General features: G+C 54.5%; 14 protein-coding genes and 1 pseudogene. 12 read left to right on the forward strand and 3 right to left on the reverse strand.

The window, feature by feature from the left end; all coding sequences use genetic code 11:
- Positions 1-154 precede the first annotated feature (154 nt).
- The 12 genes and pseudogenes from NPS58_RS28980 to NPS58_RS29035 form a co-directional block, all read left to right on the forward strand.
- A pseudogene (locus NPS58_RS28980) lies at positions 155-361 on the forward strand (Tn3 family transposase); the annotation flags it as partial.
- A gap of 177 nt (positions 362-538) precedes the next feature.
- Positions 539-1390: a hypothetical protein gene (locus tag NPS58_RS28985; protein ID WP_121757904.1), complete on the forward strand. Its 852-nt coding sequence runs from the start codon at positions 539-541 to the stop codon at positions 1388-1390.
- A gap of 347 nt (positions 1391-1737) precedes the next feature.
- Positions 1738-2694, forward strand: coding sequence for a replication initiator protein A (locus NPS58_RS28990; RefSeq protein ID WP_121757906.1), 957 nt, complete (start codon positions 1738-1740; stop codon positions 2692-2694).
- Positions 2695-3126, forward strand: coding sequence for a hypothetical protein (locus NPS58_RS28995; RefSeq protein WP_121757907.1), 432 nt, complete (start codon positions 2695-2697; stop codon positions 3124-3126).
- Between the two features lie 130 nt (positions 3127-3256).
- Positions 3257-3571 (forward strand): hypothetical protein, encoded by a 315-nt coding sequence (locus tag NPS58_RS29000; RefSeq protein WP_104833256.1) that lies wholly within the window; start codon positions 3257-3259, stop codon positions 3569-3571.
- 561 nt (positions 3572-4132) lie between these two features.
- Complete coding sequence (locus tag NPS58_RS29005) at positions 4133-5272, forward strand: AAA family ATPase (RefSeq protein WP_104833257.1); 1140 nt, start codon at positions 4133-4135, stop codon at positions 5270-5272.
- Between the two features lie 124 nt (positions 5273-5396).
- The gene (locus NPS58_RS29010; RefSeq protein ID WP_121757908.1) at positions 5397-6392 is read left to right on the forward strand and encodes a ParB/RepB/Spo0J family partition protein; all 996 of its coding nucleotides are present in this window, start codon (positions 5397-5399) and stop codon (positions 6390-6392) included.
- A gap of 431 nt (positions 6393-6823) precedes the next feature.
- Entirely contained in the window at positions 6824-7939 is a 1116-nt protein-coding gene (locus NPS58_RS29015; protein ID WP_232879604.1) for a DNA cytosine methyltransferase, read from the forward strand.
- A 180-nt stretch (positions 7940-8119) separates the two neighbouring features.
- Positions 8120-8398: a hypothetical protein gene (locus NPS58_RS29020; RefSeq protein WP_134630295.1), complete on the forward strand. Its 279-nt coding sequence runs from the start codon at positions 8120-8122 to the stop codon at positions 8396-8398.
- Between the two features lie 44 nt (positions 8399-8442).
- Positions 8443-10881: an ATP-binding protein gene (locus NPS58_RS29025; protein ID WP_121757911.1), complete on the forward strand. Its 2439-nt coding sequence runs from the start codon at positions 8443-8445 to the stop codon at positions 10879-10881.
- A 112-nt stretch (positions 10882-10993) separates the two neighbouring features.
- On the forward strand, positions 10994-11476 hold the full coding sequence (locus NPS58_RS29030; RefSeq protein WP_121757912.1) for a single-stranded DNA-binding protein: 483 nt from the start codon (positions 10994-10996) through the stop codon (positions 11474-11476).
- A gap of 133 nt (positions 11477-11609) precedes the next feature.
- Positions 11610-12023, forward strand: a complete 414-nt coding sequence (locus tag NPS58_RS29035; protein WP_232879605.1) for a hypothetical protein — start codon at positions 11610-11612, stop codon at positions 12021-12023.
- 69 nt (positions 12024-12092) lie between these two features.
- Here NPS58_RS29035 and NPS58_RS29040 read toward each other — a convergent pair whose 3' ends face one another.
- The 3 genes from NPS58_RS29040 to NPS58_RS29050 form a co-directional block, all read right to left on the reverse strand.
- Entirely contained in the window at positions 12093-13079 is a 987-nt protein-coding gene (locus tag NPS58_RS29040; protein WP_232879606.1) for an Abi family protein, read from the reverse strand.
- A 349-nt stretch (positions 13080-13428) separates the two neighbouring features.
- Entirely contained in the window at positions 13429-14715 is a 1287-nt protein-coding gene (locus tag NPS58_RS29045; protein ID WP_121757914.1) for a Y-family DNA polymerase, read from the reverse strand.
- Positions 14705-15136, reverse strand: a complete 432-nt coding sequence (locus tag NPS58_RS29050; protein WP_121757937.1) for a LexA family protein — start codon at positions 15134-15136, stop codon at positions 14705-14707. The genes NPS58_RS29045 and NPS58_RS29050 overlap by 11 nt, the downstream gene beginning before the upstream one ends.
- Between the last annotated feature and the right edge of the window lie 92 nt (positions 15137-15228).

Genomic DNA, 15228 nt, shown 5'->3' on the forward strand with positions numbered 1-15228 from the left:
GGAATTGCTCGAGCAAAGCTCCCTCGCAGGAACAATCCGCGAACATGGCTTACTTGAAGATGCAAATATAATATAACGACATTAACGTAGAGAAATTGACGGATGTCAATTTATTAGGGATCTGACCAAGATCCGGTCAAATTGCTAGGTGACGGCCATCGTGCTGTGGAACACGGTGTACCTGGAGCGTGCCACCCAGGGGCTGGTCGAAGCCGGCAAACCGGTGGACGGTGAGCTGCTGCAATACCTGTCGCCGTTGGGCTGGGAGCACATCAACCTGACCGGCGATTACGTCTGGCGGCTGAGCCGCAGGCTGGAAGACGGGAAGTTTCGGCCCCTACGGATGCCCGGAAAACCTTAGCTTACGATTTTTTCCTAATTCTGCGGGCACCCCTATATCAGCTCTATTTGCACCGATGACGGGCATTAGTCATGCCTTTTCTATTTGCGTACGTACGTACGTATGGTATCATTCGTTCTGAAGCTTGTCCTGCTTCCCCGGCGGCTACCGGGTTGAATTTCTCTAGGAGTGCTGAAGATGAATCCTGTGCAAATGGGCTTGAGCTTTGATGAAACCGTCGCCGAAGCTGCTTTCAGTGGTAGCGAGAGCTGGTGCTCGCCTGAATATACCCATGATGCCTATAAGGCGATGCTGGACACTGCGTGTGCCCGTCTGCATGACGTACCCAGCGAAATCCGTCAGTTTTTCGAGCAGAGCATTGAATCCTGTCTTCAAGCTTTGCAGCAGGAAAAGCGCTGCGGTTCCGACACTTTTCAAGCTGGCTCGTTTTTGTGGAGATCGGCATTGCCCGTATCCATGGATCAATGGGCGGAATTGTCTTTTCTGGCAGACGCTGGTGGCTTGAATGGATGCCGTTTCAAGCAGCGCCGCGCACCGCGCTCTCAAACGCTGGGTATCCATGTACCTGGTGTCGGTTCGATAGTCGTGCAGGCCTGGCTGAAAAGCGCTGAACAGCGTTGCTGGTGTGAGTTCGTTCCGTGGGAATCGAGTTTCTTCCGGGCCAGTTTCCGAGACGTTGTCCACCTGCATAAGCTTGACTCCCACCGTTGGGATGGTGCGGTTTGCCCGGCTGCTTTCGCGGAGGCCGGCGACAAGGTCCCGTCTGTCCCAACTGTGAAGGTCAATGGCCGACAATTCGTGATTATGGGCGCTTCATATTCACGTGAGTTTCGGGATAGCCATGGCTGGACGTTCGTTCGGCACTGTGATTGGCCGATGCAAACCTACAGCTATGGGGAGTTGTGCAAGCTGTGGGATGCAGGTGTCCTGGAGCGAGGAGACTGCCGCGGCTTGATGGCCAAGGTGCAGGGAGAGGTGTGTGTAATGGCCGAGATGGTCATGCTTTACGACGATAAAGTCTTGCCGTAAGCAGAGCGAAGCCCGGTCGGCGGCTACCGGATCCGGGCTTCTACCAGAAATGAACTCGTCTAGGAGCGTCTGGGTTCGGACATGATAACGACTGCAACCAGCTACCTCAACCGACCCTATCATGCGAGATGGGAACGTGGCGCACGTTTCTACGAACTGAGGATCCTCGTAGATCTAATCGGTCACACCGTGGCTATGCGCAGCTGGGGAATCTCAGGGGAGCTTGGTGTCGGTGAAATACGAAACGTGCTGGCCTCGGATGAGGCCTGCACAAAACTGATACTCAGGGTCAGTCGGCAGCTGCACAAGCGGCGCTATGTACCTGTGTACAATGGCGGGATCGCGTGATGATCGAGATGAAGATAGCCGATATGGCAGTGGAAGATGATAAGCCCCTCAAAAGAGGGCGAAAATCAAACGTAGTCCCCTACGTACAAACAGACATGTTCCAGGCGAACATTGTCGAGTGGCCAGTGAAGGATGACCTGGCCAGCATGGAATTTCCGCTGTTCAGCCTGTCGACCAAACCTGATACGAGCGTTCGTGAGTACAGCCAGCCCGGCACCAACAAGCGTGTTCGCATCATTCCGCCCGTGATCGGTGCCGCCACCGTATTCGATAAAGACCTATTGCTGTTCCTCGGGTCGCAGATCATCGAAGCCCGAAAAGCAGGAATGCCAATTTCCAAGCGGGTTAAGTTCGATACGTACGATTTTTTGACAGGTACATCCCGGGATCCCGGTGGTAACGCATATTCGAACGTTTTGGACATGCTTCGACGATTAAAAGGTACTCAGCTCGAAACCAATATCGTTACTGGTGGTCAAGAGCAGACGAAGGGGTTTGGCTGGATCGAAGACTACACCGTCACCAAGACCGCATCTAATGGCAAAGGCGTGTTGGAATGCGAAGTCGTGCTGTCCGAGTGGATCTACAACGCTTTCCTGCATTTTGAAGTGATGAGCATTGATCGGCGCTACTTTGGGCTGCGGATGCCTCTTGAGCGGCGGCTATATGAGCTCGCTCGTAAACACTTGGGAAACAAGATGATTTGGGCCGCAGACATTGTTGCACTGCAGCAAAAATGTGGCTCCAAGCAGAGCCTCACCCACTACAGGGCCGAGATCCGCAAGATCATTCAGCGTGACCTGCTGCCGGACTATCACATGGGTCTGGATACCAGTGTGAAGCCTCATCGAATCGTGTTTTACACGCGCGATGAGCAATCGCTCCTCGAGGAGCTGGCGGAAAAAGGGGAAATGGAATGGTTCGCTGCGCTAGAAAAGCGAGGCATGGAGAGTTGAATGCCGGCGCGATCGAGGCTTGAGCAATACGATCATTTGATGGGGGAATGTACAGACCAGGCCATTGCTGAATTAGCTGATTGCAGCACGGAAGCTGTGCGGCGGCGCAGGCTCAAGATTGGCAAAGATCGATTTGCCTTGGCCGAGTCCACTCCCCCTGCCCTTCTCAAATATCAACATCTTTTTGGCAAGCGGCCTGTCGCTGAAATTGCCAAGCTCGCAGGCGTATCGCCTTACTTCGTCATCAAGCGTATGAAACAACTGGGAAAACCCACCTTTAAGCGATCAGCGATCACAAATTTTGATCACCTGCAGGGGACGATGTGTGACCAGGCATTGGCCGATCTCGCTGGTTGCTCGAAGGAGTGCGCGCGTCGGCGCCGGCTGCGCCTGGGTATCTCAGCAAATCGCGACACCCGAGAAAAAAATTAGCCAAGTCGTCGTATATCGCCGATAAATACTGTTGCATGCGTACGTACATACGTATAATGTGTGTAAGGAAACCCACCGTGTTGTGCCTGGCGGCTACCAGGCTAACCAATCAGCGTCTAGGAGCAATATCATGAAGCGCATTTCGTTATGGTCGGTTGATCGCGACGATACCCTCCACATTGATGATGAAATCGAAAAACTGGAAGAGGCCCGTTCGGTGATGATCACCGCGAATCGAGCCCTTGTAGAAGGCGATGATTTGAGCCTTGCCCGTTTGGGTTTCGATAGTGACCACATCGACGATCTGAAAGTACGTCATTCCGAGGGTAAGCCTGGCTTTCCTGCATATGTCCTGCGCAACCTCCAGGACTCCATCCAACAGCTGTCGGACTTGAAGCGCGGTGCCAATGACGGCCGCGGTGCGAGGCTCGTTGAGCAACAGTGAAAAGCCTTGTTGATGCGTACGCATTGTACGTGCGTACGTATCTATAAATAAGCAAACGGTTTATCATTGTCGCTACTTCAATCCATATGGGGGCCTGTTCATGGCATCACGAAAAGACGCTGCGTCGGCACCTTCGCAACCTAAGCGGAGTGCCAAAACGATCACCATGCGCGACGATTACCATGAGCGCCTTCGCAAGCAGGCATTCGAACAAAACACTGCTATGTCGTTCCTGATCGAGCAGGCACTTGAGATGATGTGGGGCATCGAGCCAACTCCGCCCACGAAGTAACCTCAAAGCGGGTTCGCAACGAGCCCTGCTTATAGCCTCATTGCCACAAATCCCCTTCCCCTTCCCTTTCAAATGCTCTCAGCCTTCGCTTGCTGCGGCGTAGGCGCCTGCACGAGTGCTTGGACCTCTCTCATATTGTTGTTACTAGCAACACAATCGGCCTTCGGGTTCAGGTTCTTCGCTAAAAAAATACAAATAACCTGAATTCCATGGTTTACAACCGGAATTCAGGATTTATACTGAATACAACAGCAAAACGGAGAAGTGCTATGAACTCGAATGTGGAAATGGTCGAAGATGTTGCAACCTACGTGGATTTCAATGAGCTGTTTTTCACGCCCCGTTTCGCCGCGGACTGCTTTGGCCTTACGACTCGACGCCTGAAAGACATCGAAGAAGCAAACAACATCGAGATCCGTCGTGTGCCGCGCGGAACCGTCACCTCTCGGGTTTATACGCCTTCGGACCTTTTCGATTTGGCAGCACTTCGCCGTGAACTTGGTCACTTGAAAGGCTTGGCGCGCCAGGTGGTCATGTCCACCTACATCTCGAAAGGTGGCACCAACAAAACCACCACAGCAGTCGGCCAGGCTATTACCTGTTCTTTAGCCGGGTTGCGCGTTCTTCTGGTCGACAATGATCCCCAGGGTGATACGTCGAGCATGCTCGGCTACGACCCGGACGCTACTCCAGAAGATTTGCAGGAGCTTGGAATCCCTGCTGACCGCATCGTTGATGGTCACCTCGGCCACTTGATCAGCCCAATGCTTCGCATGCGATCGTTTCAACCCAAAACGCTTGATGAAGTCATCAAGAAACCCTTTGGTGAAAGTGGCCCCCACCTAATCCCCGCCGACGCATCGCTAGAAGATCTGGGCGTGGCTTTGGACGCAGCCAATAACTCGGATATGTGGTACGCGAAGTGGGTTGAAGATGGTAAAGCCGGCAAAATCCCAGGCTGCGACCTATCGCAATACGACGTCATCATTTTTGATAATGCGCCCGCAGGTTCGCGCCTGACCAAGAACTCAGTAGCCGCAAGCGATCTGCTCATGAGCCCAGTCCGAATGGACAAATTCTCCTTCAAAGCGATCTTGCGACTGCATGACTGGTGCGCTGGTTTCGCACGCGAATACGGTTTCGCTCCTGAACTGGTAGCAGTGCCGACCATGTTTGCAAAGGGGCGTCCTCGGATGCTGAACAACCTGTACAGGTTGAACCAGCTTTTCCCAGGTCGGGTGACCGAAGAAAAGATTTTTCACTCTGCTGACTATGTGAACTCCCTCGATGACGGTGTCCCCCTGATGTTCTGGAAGGGTGCTAACCGGGACACCATCGAAAACGCTCGCGCAGTGCATGCCGAGGTTTTGGAGAAAATCCGCCATGTTGCTGCTCAGCCCCAAGAGTGACTGTTGCTACTAGCAACAGGGTTCATATGTTCAAGAGTGTTGCTACTAGCAACACGCAACGATTTTGTTGCTAGTAGCAACAGCGTATTGGAGTGTTGCTACTAGCAACACAGGAGGGTGATTAATGAAATCCACCGACTATCCAGGCAAGCCAAGCACGGCAATGGCATCTCTGCGCAAGCCTACGGAAATGCCGCCGACCACAGGTAGCCGTGGCAGCAGGGCGGCGATGCTCCAACAGGCCATGGGATCTGAGCAAGAGGCTGATACCAAGCAACTCATTGCTCAACACGCTCAAGAAGGTCAACTCATACTCAAGGACGAATGGCTCGAGGAGGTCCCGGTTGAGCTGATCGATCCTTCTCCGTATCAGCCAAGGATGTTCTTCGACCAAGCAAAGCTTGAAGAGCTCGCTGGCTCGATTGACTCTGTGGGCCTGGGTAAACCGATTACGATCCGGCCTGTAGGGGAGCGTTTCGAGCTTATCGGCGGTGAATGCCGGTGGCGGGCTCACAAAATGCTGGGCCGCGACAAAATCATGGCTCATGTTAAGCCAATGTCAGACGACATGGCGATGCTTTTGGCAATCACCGACAACCTCCAAAATGAGCTAACGGATTACGAAAAAGCTGTGAGCTATCAACGATATATGTTGAAAGGCGCTGATAAAAGCCAGCGGGCATTGGCTCGACGCCTTGGTGTAGATCACACAGTCGTAAACCGCTGCCTTGACTTAATTCAGCTGCCCGAACAGATCAAGGAAATTCTGAACACCAAGCCCCACTTGATTACAGCGAACTATGCGAAAAAGTTTGTGGAGCATTCAAAGGCGGATGTGAACATCGTCCATCGCATTGTGATTCAAATGGCCGAGAAGGGGACTGGCCAGGAGGCCGCGCTTCGCATGATTGGGCAGAAGCTTGCTGCTTGTAGCGGTCCTAAGCCCATGATGACGGAACCTCGGAAGCTGCAAGGGGTTGGCTCAGTTCGTTTAAATGGGCGCAAGCTGGAATTCAAATTTGATAAGGAAGTGGACCCTCAGAAAATCATGGATAAGCTCGCAGCCTTCCTTGATTCGATTGATGCCTCTGAATTTGCTTCACAGGGCACGCGAAATTGAGCATGGCTAAGCCCGCCCCGATCGGGGCGGGTTCAATCAGCTAACGGAGCGAAACGCATGGGAATGCCTAGTGAACCACATCACGTCAGGTACGTTCTGAGCCTGGCTAGGCAATGTCCGTTTCCAGACTGGCTTTTGCTAGAGCTGCCAAGCGGCGAGTGGGGTGCATTCTGGCAAGCAGGGCTTGATGGAACATGGGCGACTGCTGTGTGGGAGGGCGATTTTACCGCGTGCTCGTTGGTGCATGCTGATAGACAAGTGGTGCTGAGCCACATGGAAAAGTACCAGACAAAGTAACCCGGGCCAGCTTGGCACACTCGCATCCGTTTCGTTGAATACGTACGTACGTACGTGTATAATGTTCTTGTGTTAGACATCCTGCAGGGGAGGCGGCTACCCCCCTGCAGGTCCACCAGTCTAGGAGCAAGAGCATGAATGGTTTCTCTGCCGTCCGATCCAACCCAAGCAGTGCCCCAGAGCATCAGCGCTCACTTACACCAACTCCAGTGAGCCAATTTGTAACCCCATATGCTGCAGTTCTCCAGCAAATGTCGGAGGAGGGCGTTCATCGCCTGTTCACAGCCCCTTTGGCAAGTGAGGTTATCCGACTCGGCGCCAAGGCTCGTACTCACGGCATGCTGTCACTGGACGATGCTGCTGATGTCATCAGCACCTGGAAACAAAAGGCCGTGTCTCAAGGTTCGACGGGCGATAACAGCGATAAAGTCGTGTTGTCTCTGTTTGATAAAAGCGGGCAATGGTCGGCCCCTTGGGCTGAGGCCGGCTACCAGGTATACCGGTTTGATATTCAAGACAACCCAGAGCTAGGAGACGTCAGCAAATTCGACGTTGAGTTCTTCATGGAGTACTTCGGTGACTTCGAAGGGGCAGAGGTGTACGCGATCATCGCAGCTTGTCCTTGCACCGATTTTGCGAACTCGGGGGCTAAGCACTTTGCATCCAAGGATCTCGATGGGCGCACTGCTGCGTCAATTGAGCTGGTTCATCAAACTCTGCGACTGGTCGAGTATTATCGGCCGTCGATCTGGGCGATTGAAAATCCTGTAGGTCGAATCGAGAAGCTAGCTGGTCTGCCACCATGGCGCCTCAGCTTCAACCCCTGCGATCTTGGCGAACCGTACACGAAGAAAACCCTTATCTGGGGCCGCTTCAACGCAGACTTGCCCGTTGCACCGGTCTATCCAACCGAAGGCTCAAAAATGCACACACAGTACGGTGGGAGCAGCCTGGCCACGAAGAATGCTCGTAGCGTGACACCAGAAGGATTTGCTTACGCCTTTTTCATGGCCAACAACGCTTATCACCATCCAGCCTTGGAAATCACCGGGAAATATGACCGCATCGATCCGCGGCTCCTATCGCTGGCCATTGATAACGGTCTGAAACTTCAGGATCTCTCCAACCTCTTGGACGATGCCTACTACGACTGCGATGACGATGCCGTGACCAAGCTGTTGAGTGACCTTCTGGGGGGAAAGTCCTTTTCGGTGGTCGAGTCCACCGGGCAATTGGCAATGCTGATCTAGAAGGACGCCTGATCCACCTGATGCGCCGGGCGGATCTTTTTAGTGTTGCTAGTAGCAACAGCCGAATGTTGCTACTAGCAACAGCCTGAATGGCTGGTTTACAGAGGGCGAAAGGCTAGGGCACAGGCCTTATCTTGTGTGCTATATTCTGTATTCAGGCCATTATACGGAATTTGCGAAATGTCACTTGAAACCTTCAATCACGACGAATTGCTCCAGGAAGTGAAATTGATCCTGGATGGCTCTCATCCCACCTACAAAGGCAGAGATGGTGCCGGTCGGTTCCTGCGGCGCGTAGGCCGAGACTACAACTCGGAAGAGTTTGCCAAAGACCTCGACCAGCACCGGGACGATTACGCCAAGCGGTTCGGACTGGACACACCCCAAATCGAATGGATCGCGCAACAGGTGCGGGCTGGGTCTGAAACCCCGGATCGTCCTCGCCGACGTATGCGCTGAGATGGACATTGCAACCATTCCGAAACCCATGAAGGAGGTGCATCGTGCTTCTACCTTTTGAGCTTGACCCGCAGATCATTCATCACATCATCTACAGCCAGGCCGGTTCCATCGGCAAGGCTGTGATCGAGTTGATCATGAACTCGGTTGACGCAAAGGCCACCACGGTGAGGCTCACCATGACCAAGGCTGGATTCGATTGCGTCGACGACGGTACTGGTTTTGCGAGCCGTGAGGATGTTGTGCGGTACTTCGGCCGATTCGGCACGCCGCATCAGGAAGGCGATGCGACTTACGGGCGGTTCCGTTTGGGTCGCGGCCAAATCATGGCGCATGCCAGAACTGAGTGGGTATCCAATCGCTGGTCGATGCAGGTTGATACTCGGGTCATGGGGTACAGCTACGAGCTTGAGGATCTCCAGGAACCGTTTAAAGGGTGCAGTATCACCGGCACCTGGTACGAAGCCCTCAACGACCTTGAGCTGATGTCCGCGGTGCAGGAAATTCGCGATCTGGTTCGTTACACGCCCATTAGCGTTGAGCTGAATGGGCGTGTCATTACGCGCAATCCGGCCAATGAAAAATGGGATTTCGAGGACGATTGGGCTTACTACCGGGCCAAAGAAGAAGGCCCCGTCTCGATCTACAACCAAGGTGTGCTGATTCGACATGATTCGTCTCATGTCTGGGGAGCTGGAGGCCTGATCGTCTCGAAGAAGGCGATCAACCTCAACGTTTCCCGCACAGAAATCCTGCGCAAAACCTGCCCCGTATGGAAACCGATCGCCAAAGAGTTCAGGCGCCTAGCCGAGGCTGTATCGGCAAAGCTGGGTGATCACCGGAAGACTGAGGCCCGTCGGGAAAAATCGGCGCGATCGTTGCTCAGCGGTGACGAGAATATCTGTGAAGTATTTGCAAAGGAGGAGGTGATCACACTACTCCCGGGCAAGCGGCACATAACGCTGATGGAATTTCGACTCAAGGCATTCAACTGGCACAAGGGAACATACACCCTGATCGAGCATGGGGACGATATTCCCAAGGGCGAGGCTATAGCTCGAGAAGGTCTGATTCAAATTGTCCACCCTAAGACCTTGGAGCGCTTCGGATGCCACAATCACATCGATTTCGAGGAAGCGCTCGATCGCGCCCTTTGCAACGTCAGTGAGGCAGCACAGGCCTTTGAAGACCGCGGCGAGCGTGCTCCATGGTTCTGGCGTGGAAAAGCGCTCGATGCGCCAGCTCTGGCCGCATATTCCACGTTCCGAAATGCCTTCATCGAAAGAACGCAGATCGTTGACGACCGCATAACGCTGGACAAGGAGACGCGCAGAGCGTGGACAGCGCTGCGGTGGTGCCTCCAGCACTATGCGGGCGCATGTATTGGGGCAGAACGTTACAGGGATGGAACCCTTCGCCACGGCGAAAAGCGGATGCAAATCCTGCTGGGTGAATCGAACACTGCCGAGGCTTGGACGGATGGGCGAACCTACCTGGCCATCGGTTGCGATATTGTCAAACGGCTCAATAGCAAGCCATTAGAGACTGTGGCTTACATTTTCGGCTTGGTCGAACACGAAGTCGCTCACCAGGGCGACAGCATCGCATGTGGCCATGACGAGGCCTTCTATCAGCGTTACCACGATATCTCGATCCGAATGGCCCCCGAGCGTCAGCGGTTCATGCACAAATGGCTCATGAAATACACCATGAGCTTGGAGCGTGAAGGGCAGAAAAGCCGGGGCAGGGCATGGAGCGAGCGATATCTCGTCGACCGAGTAGGCAGCGGCCGTATGAAGCGCGGACTTTCCCCTGTCATTGAGGACATGTCGGCAGATCCTGTTGTCACCGAAGCCGTTCCAGAGCAAAGCATGGCGTTGCTGAACATCATCAACGCTTCATTGGTTCAGACAGGTGCATGCCCGGAGCCGCCGAACTGGGAGGCGGTTCGCGAGCAGGCTCGCATCGATCAACAGGCTGTTACTGAGCGTGCGCGTGAGGCGCATGAAAAACGAAAAGCGGAAGACGCCGAGTTGGAGCGCTACATCAACAGCGTGGAAGACGACGCCGCCGCCGATCTGCAAAAACTCCTCGCACTCGAAGCGACAGAATTCCCCCAGGGCGTCCTGGCTTATCTGGTCAGTTGCGTGGTGTATGGAGGGTATTCTGATGACGACATCAAACGCGCCTGGGCAAACAAGGAATGGGAACAGCGGGATCACCCAGGTGAGTATTACCACGATGACTTCGAGCCAGACGAACCTATCGATCCAGAGCTTGAAGCCGCGATGGAAGCAGAATTCGAGCGTGAAATGGCGAAGGAACAGCCGATCGCGGACGAGCTGTGGCGCGTCGACGAGGATTGCCGCGAGTTCGTCTATGAAGGTGAGAATTTCTGGTTGCTTGAGCGTAATGCCGCGGCTGCTGGATTCAGTCGCGTGGAGACCTATCTGAAATGGCGGCACCAAGAGTCCGAGGCCTAGCGCGCCAGGTGGCTTGCTGGCCGGTGCTATCCAGCGCGACAAGTCACCCCGTTTACCACCGGCTCTACCAACTGTAAGTGGCACGAGGCGTGTCGAGAAGAGGAGAGACATCATGGCTCGAGGAGTAAACAAAGTCATTCTGGTCGGCACCTGCGGCCAGGATCCCGAAGTCCGCTACCTGCCTAATGGTAACGCCGTCACCAACCTCAGCCTGGCTACCAGCGAGCAGTGGACCGACAAGCAGTCGGGCCAGAAGGTAGAGCGCACTGAGTGGCACCGTGTGTCGCTGTTCGGCAAGGTTGCCGAAATTGCCGGCCAGTACCTGCGTAAAGGTTCACAGTGCTACATTGAAGGTAAGCTGCAGACCCGCGAGTGGGAAAAAGACGGCATCAAGCGCTACACCACTGAGATCATCGTCGACATCAACGGCACCATGCAGCTGCTAGGCGGCCGTCCGCAGGATCAGCAGCACGGCGCAAATCACTATAACCAGGCGAGCAATCAGCAAGCACCCCGCGCGCCGCGGCAAGCTCCCCAGGCATCTCCGTTACCGGTAGACGACGATGACAGCTTTGATTCGGATATCCCGTTCTGAAGTGTAGGTTTCTCAGAACCGTAAACATTAAAAGCGAAGCCATTGATGGCTTCGCTTTTTTGTTTACCGCACTACCGGTAAGCGTGTATGCAATATACATTTCCCATATACGCAAGGATTGGATGAGCGATTGATGAAGCTGTCGAAGGTGCAAAAGCAACGGGCTATTGAGCAGATGCACGACCTAATGTTACGACTTCCACTGGCCGAGGAGGCAGATCGCATAGAGCAGTGCTGGACTGCAGCGGAAGACACCGTTGATTCGTACATCACTGCAGCTGAGGCGCGAGCTTCTGATTTACCACCTAGTGAGCAGCTGGGGGAGGCCTGTTTCAACCTGATTTCCCTAGTCGATCTGATTCGAGATGACGACAACATTCAGCTTGTCTCTGAGCTGCTGACACCTGAGTTCGGCGTCGAGTTGTTCGGCATATTGCCGAGGGTCAAGCGTCTCAGGGATGCGGCAATGGCGAAGCTGGCAGAGCTGGCCGAGCAGCAATCCAGGACAAAGGACGAAAGCCCATCAACCGATTTTGATCTGTTTTAGCTAACGAACGTCCACCAGGTCCTGTGGCGGTTAAATCAGTGGAAACGCCGGACAGCACGATAGCAACGTTCAGATGCCGAAAAGGTGGCGAGGGAACCCAGCTTCGCTAGGGAAGCCCATAGCGCCGAAGGTGCATCCAGGGATTGCCGGTTTGGAATCGATCAGCCGTGCGATTTCACGGATCCACTGACTTCCAGGCTCGATTCGTTGAAGTAGCAGCCAGATCACGGCGATAAGTCCGTATAGGCGCTTTAACGCATTTGCATCCAGGTTTAGGGCTTGGAAATAAGGGCTCTGTTGCGGTAAAGCAATGGGGTTGCTCGACGATTGGTTCCAGATCCGGGTGTGATGGGCACACCGATTGCGGAGGGTGTTCAGTTCTTTGAGCCAGCTGATGAATGCTCTGACATCTGTAAGGCCCAGCCTGGCAAGGACCCAGCCCTGAGGCTTGGCTTTGAGGAGTTGATAGTAGATGGACAGGGTACCGAAATCCCAGGCTTCGACAGCAACCCAAAACGGCACAGAGCGATTCTTTAACCGATGAGACTTGAAGTACTCCTCTTGGCATTCGTCCTGTTTCTTTTGCTGACGAGCCGTCCAACTGTCCCATTTGCTCATGCTGAAACCAGGATTGATGACCGTCCACTTAGGTTCGATGAAGGTCACCGAGGTATATGCCATTTCGCTGTTACGGCCCAGCTCGTGAGCTACGACGGTCTTGAGATGGACCTCGATCGACTCGATTGCATCAAGCATGAGTAAGCGGAGCGCTTTATCAAATCTGTAAAGCTCAACGGCCTTGTCGAATCGAGTTCTAGGCTGGAAATCTTCCATCCGAACTGGCTTTCTGGTCTGAGGGCAGATGAGCTTGTTACCCGCGTCATCACGGGCGAATCTGCGGGCTGGGTACCAGAAACCGCTCAAACGGTAATAGCCAAGGCGGGCGATTTCACGCTTGGTTGCGTCAACGTCGAGAATTTCCATGCCGCGAGCGGTCAGTAGCGTGACCAGGTCAGCGTAGGCTAGAAAAGGCTTCGGAGGGATGGGCTGGTTCAACTTCCATGTTCCAGATACAAGAAGGCCTGACCGTAATGCCGGTCAAGCCGGCAACATAGGATCAGGCGCTGTTGAGATAATGTTGCCTGCAGTTGACAGGGGTGTCAACCACATCCGACGGCCTGTTCTGCAGCGTAGATCCTGATTGCCCGGGCGGGTGTGAGCGCGGTTTTGTGTCGCGGAGGACGGCTAGGCTGGCTTGACTAGGGTAGAGCTCGGTTTGGTTCCAGGCTGGCAAGCACGCCCTTTCTGGTCCTGGACTCAGGCTCATACGAATCTTTCTGGGAAATGTTTGAAGCCCCACCCCTGTGGTTTTGCTTCAGCCCACCTCCTTGATGATGCTTTGCTTTTAATTACATCTGACCTTCCAGAGTTGGTCCCAGCTGGTCATGTAACTGGGGCTTAGCAGAGCCCGGCGCATACCCCAGTCCGGCGTCAGCGGAACGGCAGCAGTGCGCAAGCAATCATGCCCCCACCGGCGATTGATCCGATCCATGGCAGCCATGAGCGCGTCGGAGCGCTCTGGCTGGCTCGGGCTGAAAAGGTCCTGAGTGAACTCCCCTCGCTTGCGCAGATCCATCAACAAGACTTCGGCCTTGCTGTACGCGAAGCCTGGCCGGTAGATCTGCTCGACCGCCTGCAGTGCGCTTTTGGTCAGCTGGCGTACATCATCGGTGGGGTAGGGCGGTACGCACGTTGCTGTGTTCGCATACTTCGGCCCATCGCCGTGAAAAGAAGTCTGAATGCCGATCCGCATAGCGCCGCACAGAGAGCGCTGCATGCGCAGTTTCTCCGCAGCACGGTGAATGTACGTAGCCAACGCCTCCTGCAGGCCTTTCAGCGTGTGTACCCGCTGTCCAAACATCTTGCTGGAGCAAATCGATTGCTTGGGCGCAACCGATTGCTCCAGGTCCATACAGGATTCGCCTTGAAGCTCACGTATCGTACGCTCGAGCACGACGCTGTATTTACGACCCATTGCCCGTGCGTCTGCTTGCGACAGCTCCCAGGCCGTACTGATCCCGTCGCGTGCCAGGTTATCGCGCATGCGACTACCGATACCCCAAACCTCATCGACAGGCATACGCCGGAGCAGCCATTCGACCGCCTCTGGTTTGCGCAGATCCACCACGCCGCCAGTCTTCTCTCGCCACACCTTTGAGGCGTGCTGAGCGGCTTTGGCCAAGGTTTTGGTATGCCCAATGCCGACACCCACTGGCAGCGCTGTCCATTGCAGGACACGGGCTTGAATGGCCCGGCCTACATCAATGATCGGCTCGGGTAAGCCTTCAAGACTGCAGAACAACTCATCAATTGAGTACCGCTCCCATTGGGGCACCAGTGAGGCGATGGCCACGCCAACGCGGTGACTCAATTCGCCATACAGGGTGTAATTGCTGCTGAAAACTGCGACGTCGTTCTGTTCGAGGAAGCCGCGCACCTTGAAATACGGATCGCCCATCTTCAAACCGAGGGCTTTAGCCTCGTTCGTACGAGCCACAATGCAGCCATCCGAGTTGCTTAAGACAACGACCGGGCGCTGCCGGAGCTCGGGTCTAAAAATTCGCTCACAGCTGCAGTAGAACGAGTTGACGTCCACCAGGGCGAAGATAGGTCGGGAGCTGTCAGCACACATGCTTGGTCAGGTCCCAGGTTACGACCCCAAACACATCAATCGAGCCGTACTGATCAGGGGTGATGGTCTTATAGTTGGGGTGGGCCGATTCTAGTAGCCAACGATCATCGGGGGCTTTGGCCAGCCGTTTCACCAGCGGCTGGTTATCCACGTAGGCCAAAACGATCTGGCCAGTTCTCGCCGCGATCGATCGGTCTACAATTAAAACACCGCCGTCGTAGATTCCCGCGTCACGCATGCTTTCGCCCTGGACACGCACAATCCATACGTGCGGCGCCCGAATATTCAGCAACTCATCCAGGGAGATCGGCGGCTCGTAGTAATCAGCTGCAGGGCTTGGAAAGCCACCTGCAGCCGTTCCGGCGAGAACCGAAATGAGCTGGCTTGAGTCTCGAAGGGGCTGAAGAGATACGACATTCATGGTGGCACCGATTTGATACTGTTTGCATATACAGTAATCCAGCAATCGCTGCACGACTAGCGTCGGTTAGACAAATGGCGTCTCCTGCAGCT

Origin of the sequence: Pseudomonas putida, assembly GCF_028682455.1 — a bacterium.
GTDB classification, from domain to species: Bacteria; Pseudomonadota; Gammaproteobacteria; order Pseudomonadales; family Pseudomonadaceae; genus Aquipseudomonas; species Aquipseudomonas putida_AA.

Bases quoted from the DNA above. Each gene is read 5' to 3' on its own strand.
- NPS58_RS28985 (WP_121757904.1), top strand. From the start codon at position 539: ATGAATCCTGTGCAAATGGGCTTGAGCTTTGATGAAACCGTCGCCGAA.
- NPS58_RS28990 (WP_121757906.1), top strand. From the start codon at position 1,738: ATGATCGAGATGAAGATAGCCGATATGGCAGTGGAAGATGATAAGCCC.
- NPS58_RS28995 (WP_121757907.1), top strand. From the start codon at position 2,695: ATGCCGGCGCGATCGAGGCTTGAGCAATACGATCATTTGATGGGGGAA.
- NPS58_RS29000 (WP_104833256.1), top strand. From the start codon at position 3,257: ATGAAGCGCATTTCGTTATGGTCGGTTGATCGCGACGATACCCTCCAC.
- NPS58_RS29005 (WP_104833257.1), top strand. From the start codon at position 4,133: ATGAACTCGAATGTGGAAATGGTCGAAGATGTTGCAACCTACGTGGAT.
- NPS58_RS29010 (WP_121757908.1), top strand. From the start codon at position 5,397: ATGAAATCCACCGACTATCCAGGCAAGCCAAGCACGGCAATGGCATCT.
- NPS58_RS29015 (WP_232879604.1), top strand. From the start codon at position 6,824: ATGAATGGTTTCTCTGCCGTCCGATCCAACCCAAGCAGTGCCCCAGAG.
- NPS58_RS29020 (WP_134630295.1), top strand. From the start codon at position 8,120: ATGTCACTTGAAACCTTCAATCACGACGAATTGCTCCAGGAAGTGAAA.
- NPS58_RS29030 (WP_121757912.1), top strand. From the start codon at position 10,994: ATGGCTCGAGGAGTAAACAAAGTCATTCTGGTCGGCACCTGCGGCCAG.
- NPS58_RS29035 (WP_232879605.1), top strand. From the start codon at position 11,610: ATGAAGCTGTCGAAGGTGCAAAAGCAACGGGCTATTGAGCAGATGCAC.
- NPS58_RS29045 (WP_121757914.1), bottom strand. From the start codon at position 14,715: ATGTGTGCTGACAGCTCCCGACCTATCTTCGCCCTGGTGGACGTCAAC.
- NPS58_RS29050 (WP_121757937.1), bottom strand. From the start codon at position 15,136: ATGAATGTCGTATCTCTTCAGCCCCTTCGAGACTCAAGCCAGCTCATT.